This is a genomic window from Peribacillus huizhouensis (genome assembly GCF_014138605.1).
GTDB classification, from domain to species: domain Bacteria; phylum Bacillota; class Bacilli; order Bacillales; family DSM-1321; genus Peribacillus; species Peribacillus huizhouensis.
Map to the genome: position 1 here is coordinate 1 of NZ_JACJHX010000018.1, position 22,041 is coordinate 22,041.

Annotated in this window: 18 protein-coding genes and 5 pseudogenes; 17 read left to right on the plus strand and 6 right to left on the minus strand. The window is 33.4% G+C overall.

The features are described from left to right. From HNP81_RS24775 to HNP81_RS19595, 3 genes and pseudogenes are all read left to right on the plus strand, one after another. A partial coding sequence (locus HNP81_RS24775) for an IS3 family transposase (RefSeq protein WP_182503742.1) occupies positions 1–93 on the plus strand: 93 nt, incomplete at its 5' end. 228 nt (positions 94–321) lie between these two features. Further along, positions 322–816 (plus strand): hypothetical protein, encoded by a 495-nt coding sequence (locus HNP81_RS19590; protein WP_182503743.1) that lies wholly within the window; start codon positions 322–324, stop codon positions 814–816. A 594-nt stretch (positions 817–1,410) separates the two neighbouring features. Next, positions 1,411–2,704: pseudogene (locus HNP81_RS19595) on the plus strand (IS110 family RNA-guided transposase). 896 nt (positions 2,705–3,600) lie between these two features. Here the strand turns inward: HNP81_RS19595 and HNP81_RS19600 are convergent. After that, the gene (locus HNP81_RS19600) at positions 3,601–6,171 is read right to left on the minus strand and encodes an AAA family ATPase (RefSeq protein ID WP_182503744.1); all 2,571 of its coding nucleotides are present in this window, start codon (positions 6,169–6,171) and stop codon (positions 3,601–3,603) included. 343 nt (positions 6,172–6,514) lie between these two features. On the opposite strand from HNP81_RS19600, the pseudogene HNP81_RS19605 reads away from it, so the two are divergent. From HNP81_RS19605 to HNP81_RS19615, 4 genes and pseudogenes are all read left to right on the plus strand, one after another. Further along, positions 6,515–7,003 (plus strand): annotated as a pseudogene (locus HNP81_RS19605) (transposase); the annotation flags it as partial. A gap of 307 nt (positions 7,004–7,310) precedes the next feature. Continuing rightward, a complete protein-coding gene (locus tag HNP81_RS19610) occupies positions 7,311–9,146 on the plus strand; it encodes an ATP-dependent nuclease (protein ID WP_182503745.1) in 1,836 nt (611 codons plus the stop codon). A gap of 690 nt (positions 9,147–9,836) precedes the next feature. After that, positions 9,837–9,971: a hypothetical protein gene (locus tag HNP81_RS24380; RefSeq protein WP_268745209.1), complete on the plus strand. Its 135-nt coding sequence runs from the start codon at positions 9,837–9,839 to the stop codon at positions 9,969–9,971. Positions 9,972–10,067: 96 nt separating this feature from the next. Next, positions 10,068–10,439 (plus strand): iron chaperone, encoded by a 372-nt coding sequence (locus HNP81_RS19615; protein WP_182503746.1) that lies wholly within the window; start codon positions 10,068–10,070, stop codon positions 10,437–10,439. A gap of 232 nt (positions 10,440–10,671) precedes the next feature. On the opposite strand, the pseudogene HNP81_RS24060 reads toward HNP81_RS19615, so the two are convergent. Beyond that, positions 10,672–10,818, minus strand: a pseudogene (locus HNP81_RS24060) (group II intron reverse transcriptase/maturase); the annotation flags it as partial. A gap of 69 nt (positions 10,819–10,887) precedes the next feature. Between HNP81_RS24060 and HNP81_RS19620 the strand changes: the two are divergent. After that, positions 10,888–11,340, plus strand: a complete 453-nt coding sequence (locus HNP81_RS19620) for a MarR family winged helix-turn-helix transcriptional regulator (RefSeq protein WP_034301946.1) — start codon at positions 10,888–10,890, stop codon at positions 11,338–11,340. A 176-nt stretch (positions 11,341–11,516) separates the two neighbouring features. Here the strand turns inward: HNP81_RS19620 and HNP81_RS19625 are convergent, their stop codons facing one another. Further along, positions 11,517–12,020, minus strand: coding sequence for a CarD family transcriptional regulator (locus HNP81_RS19625; protein WP_028392665.1), 504 nt, complete (start codon positions 12,018–12,020; stop codon positions 11,517–11,519). 135 nt (positions 12,021–12,155) lie between these two features. Here HNP81_RS19625 and HNP81_RS24065 point away from each other — a divergent pair, with 135 nt between their 5' ends. From HNP81_RS24065 to HNP81_RS19645, 5 genes are all read left to right on the plus strand, one after another. After that, positions 12,156–12,317, plus strand: coding sequence for a TetR/AcrR family transcriptional regulator (locus HNP81_RS24065; RefSeq protein WP_235179150.1), 162 nt, complete (start codon positions 12,156–12,158; stop codon positions 12,315–12,317). Between the two features lie 105 nt (positions 12,318–12,422). Continuing rightward, a complete protein-coding gene (locus HNP81_RS24070) occupies positions 12,423–12,707 on the plus strand; it encodes an LmrA/YxaF family transcription factor (RefSeq protein ID WP_235179152.1) in 285 nt (94 codons plus the stop codon). A gap of 63 nt (positions 12,708–12,770) precedes the next feature. Next, the gene (locus HNP81_RS19635) at positions 12,771–14,129 is read left to right on the plus strand and encodes a DHA2 family efflux MFS transporter permease subunit (RefSeq protein WP_182503773.1); all 1,359 of its coding nucleotides are present in this window, start codon (positions 12,771–12,773) and stop codon (positions 14,127–14,129) included. Between the two features lie 101 nt (positions 14,130–14,230). After that, positions 14,231–14,662, plus strand: a complete 432-nt coding sequence (locus HNP81_RS19640; protein WP_182503747.1) for a universal stress protein — start codon at positions 14,231–14,233, stop codon at positions 14,660–14,662. A 225-nt stretch (positions 14,663–14,887) separates the two neighbouring features. Beyond that, positions 14,888–15,094, plus strand: a complete 207-nt coding sequence (locus HNP81_RS19645) for a hypothetical protein (RefSeq protein WP_028392668.1) — start codon at positions 14,888–14,890, stop codon at positions 15,092–15,094. Positions 15,095–15,435: 341 nt separating this feature from the next. On the opposite strand, the pseudogene HNP81_RS24490 reads toward HNP81_RS19645, so the two are convergent. After that, positions 15,436–15,636 (minus strand): annotated as a pseudogene (locus tag HNP81_RS24490) (multicopper oxidase family protein); the annotation flags it as partial. A gap of 789 nt (positions 15,637–16,425) precedes the next feature. Here HNP81_RS24490 and HNP81_RS19655 point away from each other — a divergent pair. Continuing rightward, complete coding sequence (locus HNP81_RS19655) at positions 16,426–16,767, plus strand: zinc ribbon domain-containing protein YjdM (protein ID WP_028392669.1); 342 nt, start codon at positions 16,426–16,428, stop codon at positions 16,765–16,767. Between the two features lie 224 nt (positions 16,768–16,991). Here the strand turns inward: HNP81_RS19655 and HNP81_RS19660 are convergent, their stop codons facing one another. Beyond that, positions 16,992–17,351 carry a DMT family transporter gene (locus tag HNP81_RS19660; protein WP_182503748.1) on the minus strand — a complete coding sequence of 120 codons (360 nt, stop codon included), beginning with the start codon at positions 17,349–17,351 and terminating at the stop codon, positions 16,992–16,994. An 835-nt stretch (positions 17,352–18,186) separates the two neighbouring features. On the opposite strand from HNP81_RS19660, the pseudogene HNP81_RS19665 reads away from it, so the two are divergent. Both HNP81_RS19665 and HNP81_RS19670 read left to right on the plus strand, forming a co-directional pair. Then, positions 18,187–18,306, plus strand: a pseudogene (locus tag HNP81_RS19665) (hypothetical protein); the annotation flags it as partial. Positions 18,307–18,511: 205 nt separating this feature from the next. Beyond that, a complete protein-coding gene (locus tag HNP81_RS19670) occupies positions 18,512–19,150 on the plus strand; it encodes a FusB/FusC family EF-G-binding protein (RefSeq protein WP_182503749.1) in 639 nt (212 codons plus the stop codon). A gap of 98 nt (positions 19,151–19,248) precedes the next feature. Here the strand turns inward: HNP81_RS19670 and HNP81_RS19675 are convergent, their stop codons facing one another. Next, positions 19,249–19,923 carry a GntR family transcriptional regulator gene (locus HNP81_RS19675; RefSeq protein WP_028392672.1) on the minus strand — a complete coding sequence of 225 codons (675 nt, stop codon included), beginning with the start codon at positions 19,921–19,923 and terminating at the stop codon, positions 19,249–19,251. Positions 19,924–20,172: 249 nt separating this feature from the next. Between HNP81_RS19675 and brnQ the strand changes: the two genes are divergently transcribed. Further along, complete coding sequence (gene brnQ / locus HNP81_RS19680) at positions 20,173–21,516, plus strand: branched-chain amino acid transport system II carrier protein (protein ID WP_182503750.1); 1,344 nt, start codon at positions 20,173–20,175, stop codon at positions 21,514–21,516. The last annotated feature ends 525 nt before the right edge of the window (positions 21,517–22,041 follow it).

The following is a 22,041-nucleotide window of genomic DNA, read 5'->3' on the forward strand; positions in this document are numbered from 1 at the left end:
GTAAAAAATTATATTAAGTTTTATAACAATAAACGTTTTCAAAAAAAATTAAATAACCTCAGCCCTACTGAATATAGAGCTAAGGCTGCCTAATAAGTGAACCTTTTTATTAATTGTCTACTTGACGGGGATAAGACCAAACGGAAGATCCTTTTTCAGTACCTATAAGGGTGATTATGTAAACTCTTCTTGAAATAAAATTAGAGAAGTTTTTTAATCTAGCTTAGGAAGGGAAATAAAAAAATCGATGTAAGAATATGAGTCAACCAAGTAATATTAAAAGGATAAAATCAAGGAAGAGAAAAAGTGAGGGAGAAATGAATGGTTGCCAAAAAATTTCGTGAAATATACCCAGGACAAATTTTCGAAATTTATCTTCAGCAAATTAACAAATATGCTTACGGTGTAGTCTTAGCGGGCGATATACGGTTAGATAAAAATGATGATATAATCATCGGTTACATAGAATCTTTCACCGAACAGCCAATAAACCTTGAAGAAATAATTAAAAATATAGAGAAAAGGAATTTCTCATTTATTGCTAATTCAGGAATAGCTTCGATTTATAATCATTGCTGGACGTTTGTAGGTTCCTATCAGAAAATGATAATGGGCTCTGATGAATTAAATAAGGTGGAATATGCTGCTGAATTTATGGATAAATTTTATAGAAGTGTCGGTAATAGCCTTCTGCCCATAAGTGATTGCGAAAAAATAAAAGAAGAAGAATTTAAAAAAATCCCTAATCCTCTTGGATTGGTTGGGGACATAGCAATTGAAAATAGATTAATAGATATTGCAAGCAACCAGTTGTAAAATCAAAAAAATAAGAGAGGATTCTCTTTTTTAATCGAGTTTGTGAATTGTTACACTTAAACTAACGGGGTGCGATAGTTCAACAAGACTTAGTAATTAAGATCTTTAACAATCGGGCGCTAATACGAGAGTAGGTAACATGTCTGACTACTTGTTACCAACATTAATGTAATATTAATATTTAATAAAAAGTCCATATTCCTTGATATTAAAGGATTCTTTGGTTACCAACATTAATGTCGGTGAACAGTGATGTTAAATGACAATAAAGTCGGGAACTCACTTGAAAATTTGTTAATCAGAAATTATGAATAAAAGTTTGATCGAGTAGGACTCAATCCGATTTCTGGGTTGGGTCTTTTTTCATTAATAAGGATTTCATGAAAAAGTTATGAAATGAGACATTGGATGCAAATGGTTTTAAATGATAATGGATAGGAATAAATATTGTGAAAGAATGTACTTAAAATAAAGGGGCAGCATTCCTGTAATAACTGAAAATGAGATTTGAACGAAAAAAGACCTCTTGATAAGATGAATATGTCCTGAGCTAGCCAGCTAAAAGGGACAAAACATCTACTCGGAGGTCTCACTATGAATTATAACCAAAATCATAAAATAGCTCAAATTACACCTAAAGCCTTAGTAATTGGTATTGATATTGCCAAACATCATCACGTAGCTAGAGCACAGGATTATCGTGGAATGGAGCTAGGATCTACTTGCTTTTTTGATAATACCCAAGAAGGATTTAGCGCATTTATTAATTGGATTAATCAAATAAAAGAGTCATGCGAAATGGAGTCTGTCATTACTGGAATGGAGCCAACAGGTCATTATTGGCTTAATTTAGCTCATATTCTAAAGGAAGAACAGATTAAATTCGTAACGGTCAACCCTTTACACGTCAAGCATAGTAAGGAGTTAGACGATAACTCTCCAACAAAAAATGATGTTAAAGACGCAAAAGTCATTGCACAACTAGTTAAAGATGGTAGATACGCCGAACCAACAATACCACAAGGGGTTTTCGCGGAACTGCGTGTGGCTAAGAAATTACGCGATTTATTAAATGTAGACTTACAAATTGTGCAGGGACAGGTACACAACTGGATTGATCGATACTTTCCAGAGTTCTTTACCGTTTTTAAAAGTTGGGAAGGAAAGGCAGCTCTTCATTTATTAAAGCTTGAAGCATTACCGGATGAACTTGTGAGATATACAGACGAAGAATTACTAGAATATCTTAGGCAGGCAGTGAAACGTAGTATAGGGATAAAGAAGATTCAGGCCTTAAGAAGCAGCCAATCGCTCGATTGGCATTCGTCAGGGCGCCATGATGGCTAAAATGGAATTGAGAGCGTTAATTCAAAAGTATGAACTCATTCAAGCCAAGTTCGAAGAGCTTGACCAAACTCTGGATACACTGCTTCAAGATATTCCAGGCGTTGATCAAATGTTAGAGATAACAGGAATCGGACGCGATACAGTGGCGGGTTTCTTAGCTGAAGTAGGCGATTTGAGTGAATATTATCATCCTCGTCAAATAACCAAACTGGCAGGACTCAGCTTAAAAGAAAATACATCAGGTAAGCATAAAGGGAGGACCAAAATAACGAAACGTGGTCGTAAAAAATTACGAGCTTTATTATTTCGGGCATCTATGATTCTAGTAGCGAAGAACAAAGCCTTTAAAGCCCTACATCATTATTACACAACGAGACCTGACAATCCGTTGAAAAAGATGCAGTCTTTAATTGCTTTATGTAATAAGCTCATACGCATTCTCTTTTCTATCGGGAAAAAACAGTTTGTATTCCAGGAAGAGAAAATGTTAAAGGATATCCCCCATATGCATGCATTTATTCAAGAACCAATAGCAGCTTAATCAATATAAAACTGACTTTTGACAAATAGATAGACAGATCAACAGACAAAATCAGCATGGGATTAGTTGGCAACGAAACTAACGTAAGGACATAGATCCTGTAGGGCAGCATGACCGACATCCACCTTATGGAAAGGTTGAACGAAGGAATGTAGGAGCGTAGACTCTGTGAGATTTGGGAGGGTAGACCCCCATAAGATATGTGGACATCCATTGGTGCGTACATACCTATTTATCCAACTTTTTGAAATTAACCGAAGGTTGGCTAGTTTCTTGCGCTCATTTTCTTCGTAAACTGTCTGATTGTGTTCTTTTCGTTCTAATCAAATCTGTATAGTTAAATAAGTTAGGTAGTAATATAGAGAAAAACTGCGTATTTAAGAGATAAGTGTTTGTTTATTGAGGGAGTTTAATTAAAGAAGGAAACAGTAAATTAAAAAGTTACAAGGAGGATTTTAAGTTTTGAGGTACATAAGATTTTTCTTATATTTTTTTTTCATACACACTATTATAGGATTATGTTTTTTCTATGGGGATAACTTTCGTAAACCGTTTAGCGACTTCAGTAATTCAGATATTGCAAGGGCTATAATTATTATAATAATAATGGGGTCTTATTTTGGACTAGCTAGTGATGTATTTATTAGGTTTAACGATATTTCAAAAACAGTTAAAGTTCTAATTTCTGTGGTTTCTTTTTTTGTTTCGATATTCATAATTGGACTTTTTCTAAGCGTTTATTTTGAGGCTTAATTGGTAACAAGATTCTTCAACTAACGGGTGCTTGAGTTAAACAAAGGAAATTATTAAATCAGAACTGGCAAAATTACAAAAGGACCGAAACACTGGTCCTTTTATTGTGTTTAAATATTAATATTATCGTTAAACAAAGCCTGCTATTTAAACAATCTGCTGAACTGTTCTAATTTTTTAAGATCTTCAATCATTTCTTCATTACTTGGTATTATTCGACCGATGGCATGAGACTCATCATGTACAAAAGTGGAGGTTTTTGTCATACCTTCTGTTACAAGCTGAACTAATTCATCGGTGAATTTAATCTTACTAAGTCTTTGTGTTTGTACACTTGCATCAAAACGTTCAATGACACCGTTTAATAGCAATTCCTCTACCGCTCTTTCCCAAGATTCTCTTAACAACATATACCACGTTTTTACATTTGGAAAATAAATATCAGGATCTAGTTGGCTCTCTTGTTTTTTTAACTTTGGCAATTCATTTTTCAAGTATTTAATTCTTTTGCTAGTTGACAAGGTTATCCATGGCATTTCAGTTTTTGCAATTCCTGCCCTCTTCCCATTTCTCCTAACAGAACAATACGATTCATTAACCTTTTGTAATTTTGCATGTTTTTGGAGAGTATGAAGAAACACGATGTCGTGTGTAAAAATAATTACTTGTCGCTTTTTGGCTTCTTGTATTAATCGCTGTGCTACATAATCTCTCCTGCTATGGTCTAGAGAAGACACGGGGTCATCAAGTATGATTCCTCCCTTTGAGGTTATAGAGGAAATTTCAGCAAGAAAAAATGCTATTGATAATGCTTTTTGTTCACCTTCACTTAGTATTTCATTGATATTAATTTTTGAACTTGAATCTAAAGCGAGTTTGATTGTGGTTTTTCCTTTAACTCCTCTGCTGTTTAACTTGAACAGAATGTGTTCCCTTCTAAGTAGCTTTAGTTCTTTTTCAATTTCGCTTTGAAATTTATCAGTTAATAATGAGCTAGATAATTCATTATATTTTCTTGTTAGCTTTGTTGTATCTAGGGATTTTATAGCTTTATCAATATTATCTACTTGGTGTCGTATTTTTGCTAGTCGATAAACATCTTCCATTCTTTTAAAGACCTTTTCTTTCGAAACTAACTCGTTTTGCTCAGCCTGTAAATCTGTCGAATTGTCTTGTTGGACTAGTGTTTTAAAATGCTCCATCTCAATGCTTTTTGACTCTAACCATTCTTCTATTTGTTTTAAAGGAAGTAATTCTATTCCTGGTATATCTTCCAGCGATAGGCTTATATCACTCTCCGCATTCTGTAAGACGGTACTAACTTTCATCGCAGATTGAATAAATAATTCAACTTTCATATCCAATTCAGGTGAATCATTATTTAAGAAAGTACGAACAGAGGAGTCCGTTACTTTTGTAAATGGTAGAGATTTTAATTTAGATAGCCAAAACTGTCTATGTGCATCTAGTTGAGCTGTCTTTTGACTGATACTGTCATTAATAAATTCCTCAAAACGCGTTAATCGTATTCGAGATTCATCTTTTAAGTCTTGGTGACACAACAAACATTTTGCGTCATTCTCGACGTATGGAAAGGAATGTTCAGGATAAGCAATTTCATTATATTGCTTTGCGGAATACCAGAGATTTTTCCAAGGATCACTACCGACACCATCTAAAGGTTGTTCTTCAAATGCTTCGTGAGTTAAAGCTGCCAGCGTTGCTTTTGAATCAAGATATTGCTGATGTAATGTGACAAATTCTTTAACCTTTTCAAAAGATATTTCTTTACGAATATACTGGAGATTATTTTTTAAATTTGTAATATCATTTATGTTCCTTTGAAGTTCTTGAGTCAATTTAAGCGGATTTGAATTTATAAGTACCTTTAAATCTTTTGAAATCTGTTCAAGCCGTACCTGATCCTCCTTTGTAAAAATACAATTTTGCTGTATGTCTTTTTCTTCAGTTTTGTAAGAAATAGATTCAACAAACATTTTGACCTTAGAAGAACTGGATAACTCATGAAACGTAGGCAGAGTTTTCATAAGATTTTCTTTTAATTGTAATAAACTTTGTTTTATTTCCGTTTGATGTGTAGCAAGATTATCAAAGATTTTAAATTCAGTTGGAATAAATACAACCTCGTTTTCAGATTCTGCATAAACCTTTGCACAATCTGTATCAAAAATACTAACCGAGGTTAACTGCTGTTCAGGTGCAGTATTTACACTTCTATTAATAATGGTCTCTATTCCATTTTGCTGAACATATATGTCTGCTGTGCTTATTGGTTGGCTTGAATTATAGATATTCGGATGAATTTTTGTTTTAGCATCAACTGCTCGACAAGCCTGTTTTAGCACCTTAGCATAACTAGATTTACCAGCAGAATTTTCACCATAAACAACTGTTAATCCATCTGGAGAAAATTCAAGCCCATACTCTGGTTCGATGGCTGCAATGTTTTTGAAATTTTTTATTGCTGTAATCTTAATTGTATCTTTCAAATGTTTATTTGGGATATGACCTTTTTCTAAAGGAATGATATTTAAAATTCTTTCAGAAAAGCCATTCTCGTGAAGGATATTATCTATTACTTCTTTTAATTCTTTACTTTCGAGCGTAGATTTTTGATAAAGCCTTCTTATTAAGTCATTTTGCCATTTAGGAAGCACTAATGACCATTCCCAAATTTGATCGTTAAATTCCATATATTTCCCCACCTCTGTCAATAACTTAACCCATTCAACAAAAGAGAACAATATATATTTGAAAGTTGTAGAAAAATTACATTATTAATTAACTACACTGAAAATAAAAAGCCGATAGGAATATTTAAATGTAATTGTGGATTTATTTATTCTCGTAGTAAAAACGTTTCGGAAAAGTGAAGAATTTTATTAACAATGAATTGGAGAAGTTATACTCATAATATTTCTATAATTTTTAATTCGCTTTTTATATAGGCTATGTTAAATAATTCTGTTGATATTTGAAAAAACAAACGAATGTTCTATAATATAATTAAAAGAACGCTTGTTTGTAGGTTTTGTGGTGATGCTAAAAGCATTAATAGCAGAAATTAAAAAAATGAATTCAGCAGAACAACATCGTTTGAAGGAATTTTTTATCAATTCACTTGCGTCGTTTTCAGCTAATGAACCAGTTTTCCAAGAAGTAAAGGAACATAAAAATAAAGATGGTTTTACTTGTGTTCACTGCGGTTCCAAGCAAGTTGTACGCTTCGGTAAGTATCTGGTAAAACTCGGTTCAAAAGAAGTTGAACGCCAACGATATCGTTGTAAAGATTGCCGAAAAACTTATACAGATGTAACCCTAACACCTCTTTACCGTACTCATAAGTCAGACAAATGGTTAGATTTTATTAAATGTATGTTATAAGGTTATTCCATTCGTAAATCAGCAGAGCTTATAGTTGACATCCATTATGTTACCTTATTCTATTGAAGACACAAGGTATTGTCTGCTCTAAAGCAAATGGACTTTGATACCTTTTCAGGTATAGTAGAAATAGATGAAACAAATCAACAATAAAATTTAACATAGCCAATCATATAAGAAACTGAACCCGTAATTGTTGATTATATAAAAGTAAATATAGAAGAAATTAAAGATAGAAGGTCATCGCCTAGAATGTTGTTTAATATAAGGATGAAATCGCAAAGATTTCATCCTTATATATTTTATAAAGATATATGTACTGTCGGTAAAGAATTATCTATGATAATAGACTTAGAAAAGCTAGTTATAAATTTATCCATATAATATAATAGAAGTATAAATATGTTAAAATGAGAATTATTTTCTTGGGGAAAGTGGAGAGGCTCGCATGAAACTAACTAGAATAATTGTAAAGAATTTCAAGAAAATTGATGAGGCAACGGTAAATTTCGAAAAAAATTTAATTGTCTTAGTTGGACCAAATAATTCAGGGAAATCGTCGTTAATCCAAGGCATTTTGCTTGGGTATCAAAGCTTATTAAAACTTTATAATAGCGATAGAATAGTTTTTAATGAAAATGGATATATAGATAAGGAACAAACTGCAAAAAGAAAAGGGATAAGAATAGAGGAATTCCAATTTTTACTTGATGACCTTAAAACCTTATTTAATGTTAAAGTTCTAAAGCCATTTGAAAAAAATGAAATTGTATCGCTTTATTTTGGGAAAAAATTTATTACAATCTCAGCTTCTTTAATAGGTGAATATTTTTCGGTAAAGGTAACAGACTGCTCAGAAAATATTACTAAAAATGATGTGGTATCTTTTATAAATAAGTCAATAACTCTAATTCCAAGTTTTTTTACAGTTGTATCAGATGAAGAAAGAAAATCTCAAGCTAGATATAACAGCTTGTTAAAAAGCGGAAACTACAATCAGTTGTTTAGAAATATATTATTTGATTTAAAATCTAGTAAACCCAAGAGTTTTAAGAAGTTATCTGAAATGGTCGAGGATATTTTTGGCATAAAGGGTCTAAATGTTGAATTTGATGAAAAAAAAGATGAATTTATTAATGCCACCTATACCATTGAAGGGATTGAAGGGCGAAATACCAAGAAATTAGGAGTTGCAACTTTGGGGATGGGGACTCTTCAATTTATACAAGTTTTGGCTCAGGTACTTTTAGGGCAACCTTCAATAATTCTTTTAGATGAACCAGATGCACACTTGCATTCAGGTTTACAAATTAAGATTATTCAATTACTTAATGATTTATCTAATACACATAAAATTAATTTTGTTATTGCTACTCATTCAAAGGACATAATCAATAATGTCAAGCCCACCCAAGTAGTTAGCTTCAATAATTTCGGTAAATTAGAAGAGGTAAAAGAAACTAACCAATTCATAAATGTGTTAAAAACATTAGGGGCGACTACAGAAGAACTGATAGGAATAAATGTAGGTAAACGATTAGTTATAGTAGAGGGAGAAGATGATGTTAAAAGTTTAAATGAACTGTGTATCAAATTCGGAATTGATAAATTAGAAAATTTTTCCCTAATAAAATTCATACCTTTAGGTGGTCGCGATAACGTTTTAAAAAATCAGTTATTTAAATTTTTTACTAATATAAATAACATGAATGATTTTAAAAAGATTGCAATATTTGATAGGGATTACAGATTTATAGAACAACAATCAAATGATGCGGAAAAATTAAGAAGTAAAGGGTTTGATGTTCTGGCTTGGTCAAAAAAGGAGCTTGAAAACTACTTTATTGAACCTGTATTGGTTTCGAATGTTATCAATAAGGAGTTTCGACAGGAACAAATAATTGAACCCGGTGATGTTCAAGCTATTATAGATAAAACGTTTGAAGAACAAAAAGAAGATATTATTGTTAATGAGTATGCAAAAGCATTTGAATTGGAAGAAAAGGCTAAAGCCTCTAAAAATAATGGTATAAGTATTAAGGAATTAGGTGAAGAAACTAAAAGGGAGTGTAGGAAGAGGGCAAGGAATTATATTGAAAGTCAAGATATTAATGATATAGTCTCTGGGAAAGAGGTTTTAAAAGAAATAAGGATAAATCTAATTAAGTCGGGTACACCATCGCAAAGTGAATTTATTACTAAACTGATTGAAAATTTAATAAACGACGAAGTTAATGTAGATATTCTAAATTTTGTTGAAGTTATAAAGACAATTTCAAGATAAATATTTAAAAGGGTTTCCAATAAATTAGGAGACCCTTTTAAATTTGCACATGGTAAACATATATAATTAAAAGTGAATATACACTACAATAGCAAATGCGCAAAGATTATAAAATACTTCTAAGAAAGCTTATATTTAGTTTAAGAATTTATGACTAATAATAAAAGGAATAACAAATTTTGAATAAAAATTAAATAAGGTGATGATTTGGTGACAACTTTATTATTTAGTATAGGAAATATTAGGTGACAACTTTTTTTAATTTCCGCTCAAACATACTCTTAATTTTAGTTGGTTTAAAAGAGTTATTAGGTGACAACTTTATTATTGTATTACAGTGATGTAGATGTTAAATAAAGTTATACCGTTTGTACAACAGTTGCACGGATACACCCCGTTGGATATGATTATCTAAAGGGGTGTTTTTTATGTCTAAAAGAATGAGAACATCTAAAGTTGATAAGAGGATTAAAGAAGGCCGAGGAATAGGAAATGGTGTGCAGTGACAATAAAGTCGTTCAATATCACCGATCAAACCGATTGTGCATATAGAAAAAGTTAAACCTAAATAATGGTCTGCGGACTTTATCGAAATTGAAGAAGAAGTAAAAAACTATTGCTGAACAAAAGGAAATTTTTAAGGTGTCTAAGTATCCTGTCAAAGATACGGATGTCATTCGAGGTAACTGAGTGACACCAGAAAATATTCAAATGGTTAAAGACTTGGATAAGGCGCTGGCTTATAAACAATTGATATCCTATGGCGGACTGTTGAAAGAAAGCCATAAGGCATTAAATTTAGAAAATGTGAAGATGGCGATTTAATTCATATTGATGATGATACGGATGAGGTTGCGAATGGTGTAATGGCATGAAAAATTACATCGTATAAAAATAAATTTTATTTGAGGAGAGAACGACATGGAAGTTTTGGCAGAATACGTAGCTCAGATTGATGACATACAACATCGGGACCGAACGGAAGAAGTTTTGGCTTGGGTAACTAGGCAATTTCCAAATTTAAAGCCCAAAATTGCGTGGAATCAGCCTATGTTTACCGATCATGGCACATTTATTATTGGTTTTAGCATAGCTAAAAAACATTTGGCTGTTGCCCCTGAAAGTGCAGGAATTAATCATTTTTCTGATGAAATTGTGCAGGCTGGCTATGATCATACCAAGCAGTTGGTACGTATCCCATGGGATAGTCCGGTTGATTTCTCATTACTTGAAAAAATGATCGAGTTTAATATTTTGGATAAGGCAGACTGTTCAACTTTTTGGCGGAAATAAACATATGGATTATTAAGGATGAACTGAACCCCGAATAGGTCCACTAAATGTTGTTAGATTCATTCAAGATAATCCTCACACTATCGTAGTTGATGATGAATTTGAGGATTTCGAAGAATGTGAATCAGAGTATTATGAATCAAAGGATTTCTAACAAATCGAGTAGGGGGGAGTGATATACTCCCGACCTCTCACACCACCGTATGTACGGTTACGTATGCGGCGGTTCCATTTATGTCTGACGTAGTTGTGAATATCTCACACAAGGACTTTTCAACCCTTGTATCTTCCAGTAGGAATTTGTGAGGGTTCTTTGGAGAATTGGACTTTTGGCTATTCTCCAATATTTCTTACGAGAATTACCCCATTCATAGGCCTTTTATAAGCTATTAGAAGTCAACCAAATTGACATCCAATAGCGGATTTCGTATAGTAAGTGGCGAAGATTATGATTGGAGTGAATCGTTTGACTTCAAACTCTGAATTACAAAATTTAGATCTTATAGATTTATTAAGTGAGCGTCATAGTTTGGTCCGAAGAATTTCAGAGAAAGCCTGGAATGATAAAAGTGAGATTTATATTTCAAATTCTGAATGGTATATCATGGCTAGGGTTTATAAAAAGCGACCGACCATTTCGTATGTTACAAAAAATGTAGAAATTTCTCGCCAGGCGATACATAAGTTTATCAAAAATCTTTCTGCAAAAGGATTAGTTGAAATCCTAAATCTGGAAAACAACAAGAAAGAGAAGTGTATCCAGTTAACGGCATTAGGAGAAGAGTGCTACGAAAAAAACGCCGCCCTTAAAGCCCAGCTTGAAAATAAAATTGCAGAAAAAATAGGTAGTGAGCAAGTAACTATTCTTAAAGATCTATTAAAGTTAGATTGGGGAATTTAACAGAGGAAGATAAATGCTGTATTCGTCAAAAATATGGATGTATGTTCTTTAGAACAGTAGACTTTTTTAGAGCTGGATTATATCAAAGTGGAAGTTAAATAGAATAGAAAACAATGGTCCTATAGAATATTTCATTTCAATAGGGCCATTCTATTTTAAAGAATAAAAGATTCTTCCTATTTAATTCCCTTTATCAACCTTATTACCTTTACACTTATTTCTTCAAAAGTAGTGTTCAATGAAATAGCTAATTCTTTAAATAGTATATTTTGTGTAGTGTCCAAAAGTTTACGATCTTGTTCATAAAATTTTCTTTCCTCAAGTTCAACCTCAATTTTTTTTCGCATCAGCGTATTTACAACTTTAGCAATTTCTTTTCGATCACCTGTATTTACTAGATCGAAATATATATCGTGACGAATGTTAGGTTTGTCAATCCATTTTATCCCAGTGTTTTTAAAAGATTCAAGTATTTCATCGGCGTCCTCTTGATGGATTAGTTCAAGCATGACTACCTTATCATTATTAATAGGGGTACTTATTGTTAATTGATGATTATTCTCTATAGGATGTAATACGTAATAAGGTCTTGTAATACCTGAAACTGTTTTTTCACAAATATCATCAATTTTACAAATGCCATGTGCGGAATAGATGATTAAATCTCCAATATTGAACATTTGTTCCTCCTACTGTTTATTGTCAACTAAGTTGATAATAGCTCAGTGAAAAAATATTGTCAATTTAGTTGACGTTAATAAAAAATTTTTGATATATTAAACAGACCGGTTGGTATGTGGGGGTGTGCTACGGAAATGGATACAAAATCGCTGATAATCAAAATCGCGACAAATCTTTTTCAGCAGAAAGGATATATAGGTGTAGGAGTAAACGAAATCTTAAAAGCCTGTACTATTACAAAAGGTGCGCACTATCATCATTTTCCGAATGGAAAAGAAGAATTACTCATCGCTTGAAGAACATAGATGAAGCGATTACTACAGATACCGAGGTAATTTTCAACCGATATCTAACCACTCAAGAAGCCACAAAGAAGATGATTGAGAAATTAGTAGCCAACTTTGAGCGAGAAGGTACGATTACTAGTTATACATTTAGCAGCATCGTTAGCGGCGGCACTAAGTGAACCAGTCCTAAATGCTTGTTCGGACCTTTACACAAAGATTCAAGGGATTTATTCGAACAAATTAGTAGCGGATGGGTTTTCGATAGAAACGGCTAATTCAATTGCTTTAATGATGACGGCTTCTATCGAGGGTGGAATCATGCTTTGTTTAACCAATAAAACAAGTGAACCACTAAAAATTATTTCTCAGGGATTACCAAATTTATTAAAGGAGTTTTAATAAGTGAATACACAAGCCAAAACAGTTCCGACAACGCAACAACAGATCAAAACAGGCCCGATCATGGCTGCTCTTTTAGTGGCAGGGTTTGTTGGACTTTTTAGTGAAACGGCATTAAACATTGCCTTTACAGAATTAAGTAAAATATTCAGTGCCGATCCCACAACGATTCAGTGGCTAGCAACAGGTTATTTCTTAACATTAGGTATTTTAATACCAGTAACAGGTATTTTGATGCAAAAATTTACAACAAGACAAATGTTTATGACTGCTATATTGTTAGCCCTTATCGGTGCGATTTTAGCAGCAGTAGCACCAACATTTAGTGTTTTATTGGTGGCACGTATTATCCAGGCAGCAGGATTAGCCATTACTTTACCTTTAACGCAGAATGTTATTTTTACCATCTTCCCTCCAAATAAACGTGGTGGCGCTATGGGGCTCATGGGATTAGTTATGCTAGCTGGCCCAGCACTAGGTCCAACAGTAGCAGGACTTATTTTAGATACATTAACATGGCATTGGATTTTCTGGGTTACAGTACCTTTCTTACTGTTTTCACTTATTTTCGGACAAATATATTTAACGAATGTGAATGAAGTACGTAAGGTTTCGATTGACACACTATCTGTTATACTTTCGACGATTGCATTCGGTGGTATTGTATACGGATTTAGTGTATCTGGTGTTCACGGTTGGACAAGTGCAACGGTTTTAGGAACAATTATCATTGGATTGATAGCACTCATTCTTTTTGCGATTCGCCAAAGAAAAATGGAGACTCTTACGATGAATCTAAGGGCATTTAAAACTCCACTCTTTGTTCTTGGCGTCATAATGAGTTTTATTACGTTTTTTAATATGATGTCAATGCTGGTCATTTTACCAATGTATATGCAAATGGCTTTATTAATGGCTGCTTTTACAACAGGTCTTATCCTTCTACCAGGTAGCTTACTTAACTGTATATTAGCTCCATCCATTGGTAAATTATTTGACAAATATGGCCCGAAAGCAGTGATTACACCTGGAACGATTTTAGTAGCAATTGGTTATGTATTATATTCACAATTTAGTACAGAAACGGATATATGGATGATTGTGGTAACCCATATTGTTATGATGTTAGGTATAGGGGCAGTGCTTGCTTCAGTTCAAACAAACACGCTAAATTCGCTTCCTAAACGATACTATCCAGATGGAATTGCGATCACTCAAACAATCCAACAAGTAGCTGGCGCTATTGGTATTGCAGTATTGGTATCGGTTTTCTCAGCAAAACAGGGGAGTTACTTAGCAACAACTGCGAATGACTTGCCACAAGCAGCGGCTGTGGGATCATCACTAGTTTTTACAATCGGTTTAATATTAGCTGTGATTAATGTTGTACTGTCTTTCTTCCTAAAAAAGCCCCAGCATTAATCTAAAGACAAAATCTTACATGAATACAACGGATCCTTTATACAAGGTGTAGAATTCCCATTGAATAGAGCTCAAATCATGTTAGAAGGAGATTATGACATATGGTAAATCATTATAAAAGTATTGTAGTAGCTGTAGACGGTTCAAAAGAAGCTGAATACGCATTTCGCAAATCAATCGATGTTGCAAAGCGTAACAAAGGTTCCATATTAAACATCGTAAATGTTGTCGATACTCGGTCATTCGAGACTTATGAACGTGCAAGTGTTGAAAGTGCACAGCATCGATCAGAGGAACTTTTAAATGGCTACAAGGCACAAGCTGAGGCTGAAGATGTTGAAAACGTAAAAGTAGTAATCGAACACGGTTCTCCAAGAACGATCATCACGAAAGAGCTTGCTAGCTTAGTCGAGGCGGATTTAATTATCTGTGGTGCTACGGGGCTGAATGCTGTTGAACGTTTCTTAATTGGTTCTGTATCTGAAGCAATCGTACGTTCAGCTAAATGTGACGTTTTAGTTATCTACACCTGAGTGATAGTATGGTCCTTAATTGAATGATTCGGTTATCCAAACATCAAAGAGCGTGTATGATTTTTATAGCAACTATTCTAGAAATGTAACAAATCTACATCCTTTACGAAATGTCAATGAACGATTCGAAAATCACTACTATGATAACGGGGGCGATGTTTACATTTTCTCCTACTGAAACAAAGTCAGAGAGAGAAGCAAAAAGAGGACAAGGACGAGGATGGAATGAGGTTAATTTCTCCTCCAGAGCTTACGGATTTCATTGAAACGTCAACAACCATTCAAGACGTTTCAAGGGTTAGGGCTCTGGACGTTTATGACGGAATGGCAAAGTTGGCAATTAAAAAGGTTTGTGAACCGAGAGCAATTGGAAAGATTATTAAATGTGTTGCTGACTTCAACAACGGAATGATCGATATGGATTATGTCTAAAATATACTTTGTCACCATTTGCTTCTTTCTCGGTTTCATTGTGTCATTGTTTGGAATGTATTTCGTTGTTTCATTTGTAGAGGGAGTCATAAAACATGTTATTTATAAGAGGAAAAAACGACGTTGACTAATCAATCTTTTTTGTGAAAATGAATCTTTTTAACAAATGGTAAAAACGCATTTTGATAAAATTTTGTTCAAAATGCGTTTTTTCAATTCTATATAGAATTAGCGTTTTCAATATATTTTTCATTAAACTTTATTCCAAAGCTACACCTTTTTTGAATTCTTTGTACAATATAGATTCTTCAAAGATAATATCGAAAAGTATAATGACTTTTTACAGATTCTCCGATCTCTACTTCAATTGTAGGTCCTGGATAGCTGCTTTCATAGCCCCATACAGTTGTATCATTTAATTCACTATGTAGTGATTGCTTAAATTCCGTCATATTTACTTCATAATAAGTATAAAACTGATCTTTCCATCGAGGTTTTAAAATAGGGGAAATGGGGAGCTCATCTACAAACTTAGAGAGAATCCTACTTGGGCTCCTTAATAACCTGCTGATTAGAATTACCCTCTTTCTAAAGGGTAAAAATAGTACAAGCCCTTTATTCCAGATGTAGGATTTCTAATTTTAAAAAGGATTTCTTATGTTTCAATACCGATAACACTGATTATGCAAAATAGGCAGAAATAGATCAATCAAACTTTACAACAGGTCAAACGATACAAGTTGGTGGTGGTTGGCACACAGTAATAAATGTATTATCACGCATTATAGTAAAGGATGTAATGGAGACATTCAAAACGTGTAACAACTATTCTATGTTGTTCTCGCGTTACTTTCTAATTTCTACATATAAAGTTGCTTTAGGCATCTTCAATTGCTTTTCTAATAACGATGTGACAAGCTGTTATGGTCAGGATACTATAACAAGCATAGAACATGCAAAACAATTTGTTGAGTGCAATGAACTACAAAGAAAAAACGAGGCATTGTATGGAAAATCGAAATAAAAGGTAGGGAAGGAATTATCGGACAAACAGGTTTAACGTATGGACTCCTAAACATAAGAGAGCCGAGATAGAGGAGACATTATATGATTAGCTGAAGAACTAGGCGGCGAGCACCCGTATCATCCTATTATAGGGGAATTTATATTTACAAAAAGTAATACCTTTTAAAGCATAGAGTTGTTTAAGTTACGTCTATTAGCCTATAATTAAAAGTTCGTAATTGCTTTTCTTACGAAGGTGTAAAAAGGAAATGAAAATAATTCCTATCTATTAGAAGGAACAATTCACGAATGGAGGAAATGAAATAATGTTTGATTTACCAAATTGCCCAAAATGTAATTCTGAATACACGTACGAAGATGGAAGTCTTTTTGTTTGTCCTGAATGTAGTCATGAGTGGACTTTAGAAGTAGAAACTGATAACAGTGAAGATGAAAAGATAATTAAAGATGCAAATGGCAACGTCTTAAATGATGGTGACACTGTAACAGTAATCAAAGATCTTAAAGTAAAAGGAAGTTCATTGGTTGTAAAAATAGGAACAAAAGTAAAAAATATACGTTTAGTTGATGGGGATCATGATATTGATTGCAAAATTGATGGTTTTGGAGAAATGAAATTAAAATCTGAATTTGTTAAAAAAGTTTAAAAGCAACAAGCCGAAATAGTTTCTATACTAATAGGCGTGTTATTGAACACTTCCACTATAAAAACCTCGTTTCTCATTATAGTCACCACATAACATCTAAATAATTGATAATAGGAATGTCCATTAAGCTAGTTTTTAATGGACATTTATTTTTTTAAAAGACCTAAATATGGAATTACCTGTATATAAATACTTCCATATTCTTTTATTATGTATGGGGCAATTCATTTTTGCTTTTCTGTTATCTGCCTATCTTTGGATGAATCATGACTTACTGTAAAGTTTAAAGTTATAACACCAATAATAATAAGAAGTATTGAAACAACCTTTAGCAGACTAAAGCTTTCATTAAAGAAAAATACGCCGATGAAGGTGATAATCAAGATACCAATACCAGACCAAATTGCATATGCGACTGACACTTCAATGGTCTTTAGTGCTAACGTTAAAAAACTAAGACTACCAATGTAAAAGAAAGCTAATAATATACTTGGCGTTAATTTAGTGAATCCTTCAGACAATTTCATACTGATTGTGCCTGCTACTTCAAGAAAGATGGCTAGGCATAAATAAACCCAAGACAAATTCATTCCTCCTTATTAAGTGTAAATTCGCTCTAGTGTCTGTATTGTGATATTTGAATTATACATGAAAGAAGTACATAACAGTTATCAATAACTACCTGTTGGTTATAAATGTATAAAAATATGTAGGGTGACCGAAGCTGAAAATTTACATACAATAAAAAATTGTTCCACGAGAAACAATTTTTTATTGAAAGGCTCTATTAAACTTTCCTGTTGATTCCCGTTTCAGCCGCTTGCTTTCCGCAGGAGTTTCACGCCTACCGCTCCAATCAATATAGTGCCAAAATCAAAAAGGAGCGTTAACGTAACCTATTGATAAAAGCCCCAACCTTTTGCCCGTCATTCAAATATCTCATTCCATCAGATTTGCTACATTATTTTTTAAAAAAATGGGTAAGGAGTGGGAATGGTGAGGCCTTATTACTTCAAACATTTGAGTTTCTTTCAAGTCCCTAGACATGATCAGGCAAAGAAATATGGTTACGAAACTCAGGTGAAATGATAGTAATAGTTGTTTGTTCCCGACAAAAGAAGCATATGGTAAACTTGAAATATCATAATTTACCAATTTGGATATTTTGGTGAAATCCAGTGAAAGCATGGGTTATGGGGATTTTATATCACTTAAGAACGTTTAAGGACATGATGTGGAATGGTAAACGGAACTTGGTTGCCAAAATCTGCAGCGTCTCATGCAAAGCCTACTATGGAAAGGCGATACTTTGTATGGTGTGAACGCTTATCTAACATCGCCAAGTTTAGTTCATATCATTTCTAATAGTTGGCTTTGCACCTTATTTTCATTCATACAAAAAATAAGGAGCTGGCAGATATGAAATATGTAGATGCGACCACTATTTTGCCTGAAAAGCTGATTTTAGAAATTCAAAAGTATGTTCAAAGAGAATCCATTTATATACCTAAACCAGAAACGACCTATCAAAAATGGGGGACATCTTTTATCTGGTAAGCTAGCTACTTAGTAATTTTCTACATTGAAAAAAGTAAGCTGAACTTTTAAAGTAAAAAGGGGAATTAGCTGTTATGTTGGGTGTGCAATTTAAGGTTATAAATGAATAGAATGAAATAGGCTCTCTAATATGACGGCTTCGTGGCAGATTTGCCTGTAATATAATAGAGTAACTGGAGTGGTGAAAATGGAACCCTTTATTAAAAGTGATCAGTATAATTTCATTAAAGCGCAATTACAGATTTTAATTAATGGCCACGCGACTGTTAATGACAATGATGTACTTCTTGCATTAAAGTCAATCGTTAAAGAAAAAGTGTTACATTTGTTTAGAGACTTAAGTGAAGAGCAAAGACAGGTACTAGATCCGATCAGTACTATAGAAGATAACGATAAAGCTGAAGAGTTTCTATCACAAGTAAAACCATTTGTCATTCCATTTATAGAAGTAACAGACAAAACGATTAAAAAATTATTTCCAAAAGCAAAGAAGTTAAAAGTACCAGTACTCGAGAGCATGGATCTAAGAGAGATTTCATATTTAGGATGGAATGATAAGGGGTCTAATAAAAAATACATCGTAGCTCTTCGCGATCATAAACTGGTTGGCTTACAAGGTACATTTAAAAGTATAAATAAAAAAGGAATTTGTTCACTGTGTAATCATCACGAAGAAATAGGAATGTTTCTTTCGGAAGCAAAAGGATTAGCAATTGGCACATTTATTAAAAGAGGGAACTATATATGTGAAAATAGTCAGAAATGTAATCAGAATATCATCACATTAGATAAATTAAATGACTTTATTGAGCGAATAACTCGCTAATATGGTTAGAACAGTCAAAAACCAGTTTCCCTTGTGGATAACTGGTTTTTGACGATTTTTGCAGATATTTAATCAATAAATGAGAAGGATTGCTAGGTTTATTTGTTTGTCTGATCTTTATGCTCTGAATAGAAAAACTCAACCGGATGAAGCCAATTGACTCGCGCCAGTCGAGCAGCTTCTACTTTATTTTTCTCTTCAAAAGCACTCAAAATTGCTTCATGTTCTTCGATTGAACGTTTCGTAAAAATAATCGATGAATGATAATAAAGTCGAAAAACATGTGACTGAAGCGTGGAAACTAAACTTGAAATATACTCATTGTGCGCGTTTTCTACAATGATATTGTGGAATTGTTCATCCAACTTTAAGGCATTGTCAGAGTCGCCATTTTTAATAGACTGAGCAAATCTTGTATTTATATCACGTAGCAAATGAATCGTTTCTTGATTGATGACAGATGTTGCAAGTTCTGCTGCCAAAGCTTGTAACACTGCTAATGGAGGCAAAATTTTTGAAACATCTTCTTTTTTTAAGGCGGTGACTTGCGTGCCGACTCCGGGATACATTTCGACGAAACCTTGGACGGTTAGCAATTGCAAAGCTTCCCTAATAGGAGTTCTACTTACACCTAATGCTTGTGCAAGGTCGGCATCATTCAGTTTTTCTCCTGGAATTAAAGTACCATCAATAATCCATTCCTGTATTTGATTAAATGCACGCTTTTTTGCAGATACACGAGGTTTTATTGAGAAATTAGTAGGTATGGGCATCGTATGACCACCTTTTAATATTGTTGATAATATGATAATGGAATAATGTTGAAGTTGACTCGTGAATTATAGCTAATTTTGAATCCAGGATATACATGATTGTAGTATATAAAAAAGAATAGCTAAATTCAATGCATTACCAAAGAACTGAAAATTGCAAATTCTTTGAAATATATTGCGTAAGTATAATTTGTGTGGTATCTTTCGTATATTAAAAAAATAATTTACTTGCTACGAAGGGAGTTTAATATGACTAATAAAATATCATTTTCATTTTTAGTGGCTGTAGGATTTATGTTATTTGCTTTATTCTTTGGGGCTGGGAATCTTATTTTCCCTGTCATGCTCGGTCAATCATCGGGTGTGAATTTTTGGTCAGCTAATGCTGGGTTTGTCGTAACAGGAGTCGGCCTTCCGTTACTAGGCGTTCTGGCATTTGGGATATCGGGTAAAAGTGATTTACAATCATTAGCGAGTCGGGTACATCCAATTTTCGGACTTGTTTTCACGATGGCTCTTTACTTATCCATTGGTCCATTATTCGCGATACCAAGAACGGGTAGTGTTTCATACGAAATCGCCTTGAAACCTTACTTACCTGAAAATGTTGGCTTTTTACCATTACTGATTTTTACAATTTTATTCTTTGGGATAACTTGTTTTTTTTCACTCAATTCGTCGAAAATTGTCGATATAGTAGGAAAAATCTTGACACCTATTTTATTAATTGTTATTGCAATCTTAATTATTTTTGGAATCGCTAATCCGATTGGAGAATTCCAAGCTCCAATCGAAGCTTATACAGAGCATGCATTCTTTAAAGGTTTCCAAGAGGGATATTTAACAATGGACACTCTTGCGGCGTTTGTTTTTGGTATCATTATTATTAATGCTATTAAGGAAAAAGGTGTAACATCTAAGAAGCAAACGATGATCGTTTGTACACAAGCTGCATTAATTGCTTCAGCGCTTTTGGCTATTATTTATACTTCTCTTACGTATATTGGGGCATCAAGTGTAGATGGGATTGGACATTTAGAAAATGGTGGAGCCGTTCTGACAGCTGTTTCTACTCACTACTTCGGATCATTCGGAGGTCCAATACTAGGAATAATCGTATTAGGAGCATGTTTAACAACGAGTATCGGACTTATTACGGCATGTTCATCTTACTTCCATAAGTTATTTCCAAACATTTCTTACAAAATGTTCGCCGTTGTATTGTCTATTTTTAGTACGATTTTTGCTAATGTTGGTTTAATGAAGTTAATTAGTATATCTGTTCCTGTTCTTTCAGCGATTTATCCATTAGCAATCGCGTTAATCTTTTTAACTTTCTTACATTCATTCTTTAAAGGAAGACAAGAAGTTTATTTAGGCACGATGCTAATGACTTTTATTATTAGTTTATTCGATGGATTAAAAGCTGCAGGAGTGGAAATTAAAGTAATTAATGAGCTATTTACTGCTATTCTACCAGGCTATGAAGTAGGACTTGGCTGGATCAGTACTGCTATTATCGGCGGAGTATTAGGATATGTTATCAGTTTGTTAAGAAAAAAAATTAATCCTTACTCAGCTCAATTAGATTGATAGGGAAACTAGAAAAAGGAATTGCCAATCTAGATTATTCGCATGACGACCTAATCATTGTCTAATTCGTAAACAAAGGTTATCCCAATAGGGTAAAGACCTCACACTCTATACATCGTTTATCGTGTCACTTACGCGTGATTTAAACGATTTATAGTAGATGTGGGGTCTTTTGACTTTTTTGGTTTTGCAATATTCACTTTAACCCGTATTAAATGGCAGCAAAATCTTTTGGATGTTTCACATAATAAATCCAGATTCTAGAATGGCTTATATACCATACAATTTAGTATGGGTTATTTTTGTGGGCAAAAATGACTCCGTTCGTTTCATTGTTTTATACATCCTAACAGGGTGAACTTTCGGGGATCGTTACAGTTACGGCATTTGAGCTATCGAATTCAATGTTTTTCTTTTCTTTGGAACCAGTCCTTTTATTCTAGTGACTCTGCTACTCTGGAGGAGTCAGTAAAGTAGCAATTTCCTAGTTTCATCCATACTTGCTTCTTTGATTTAACCTTTACT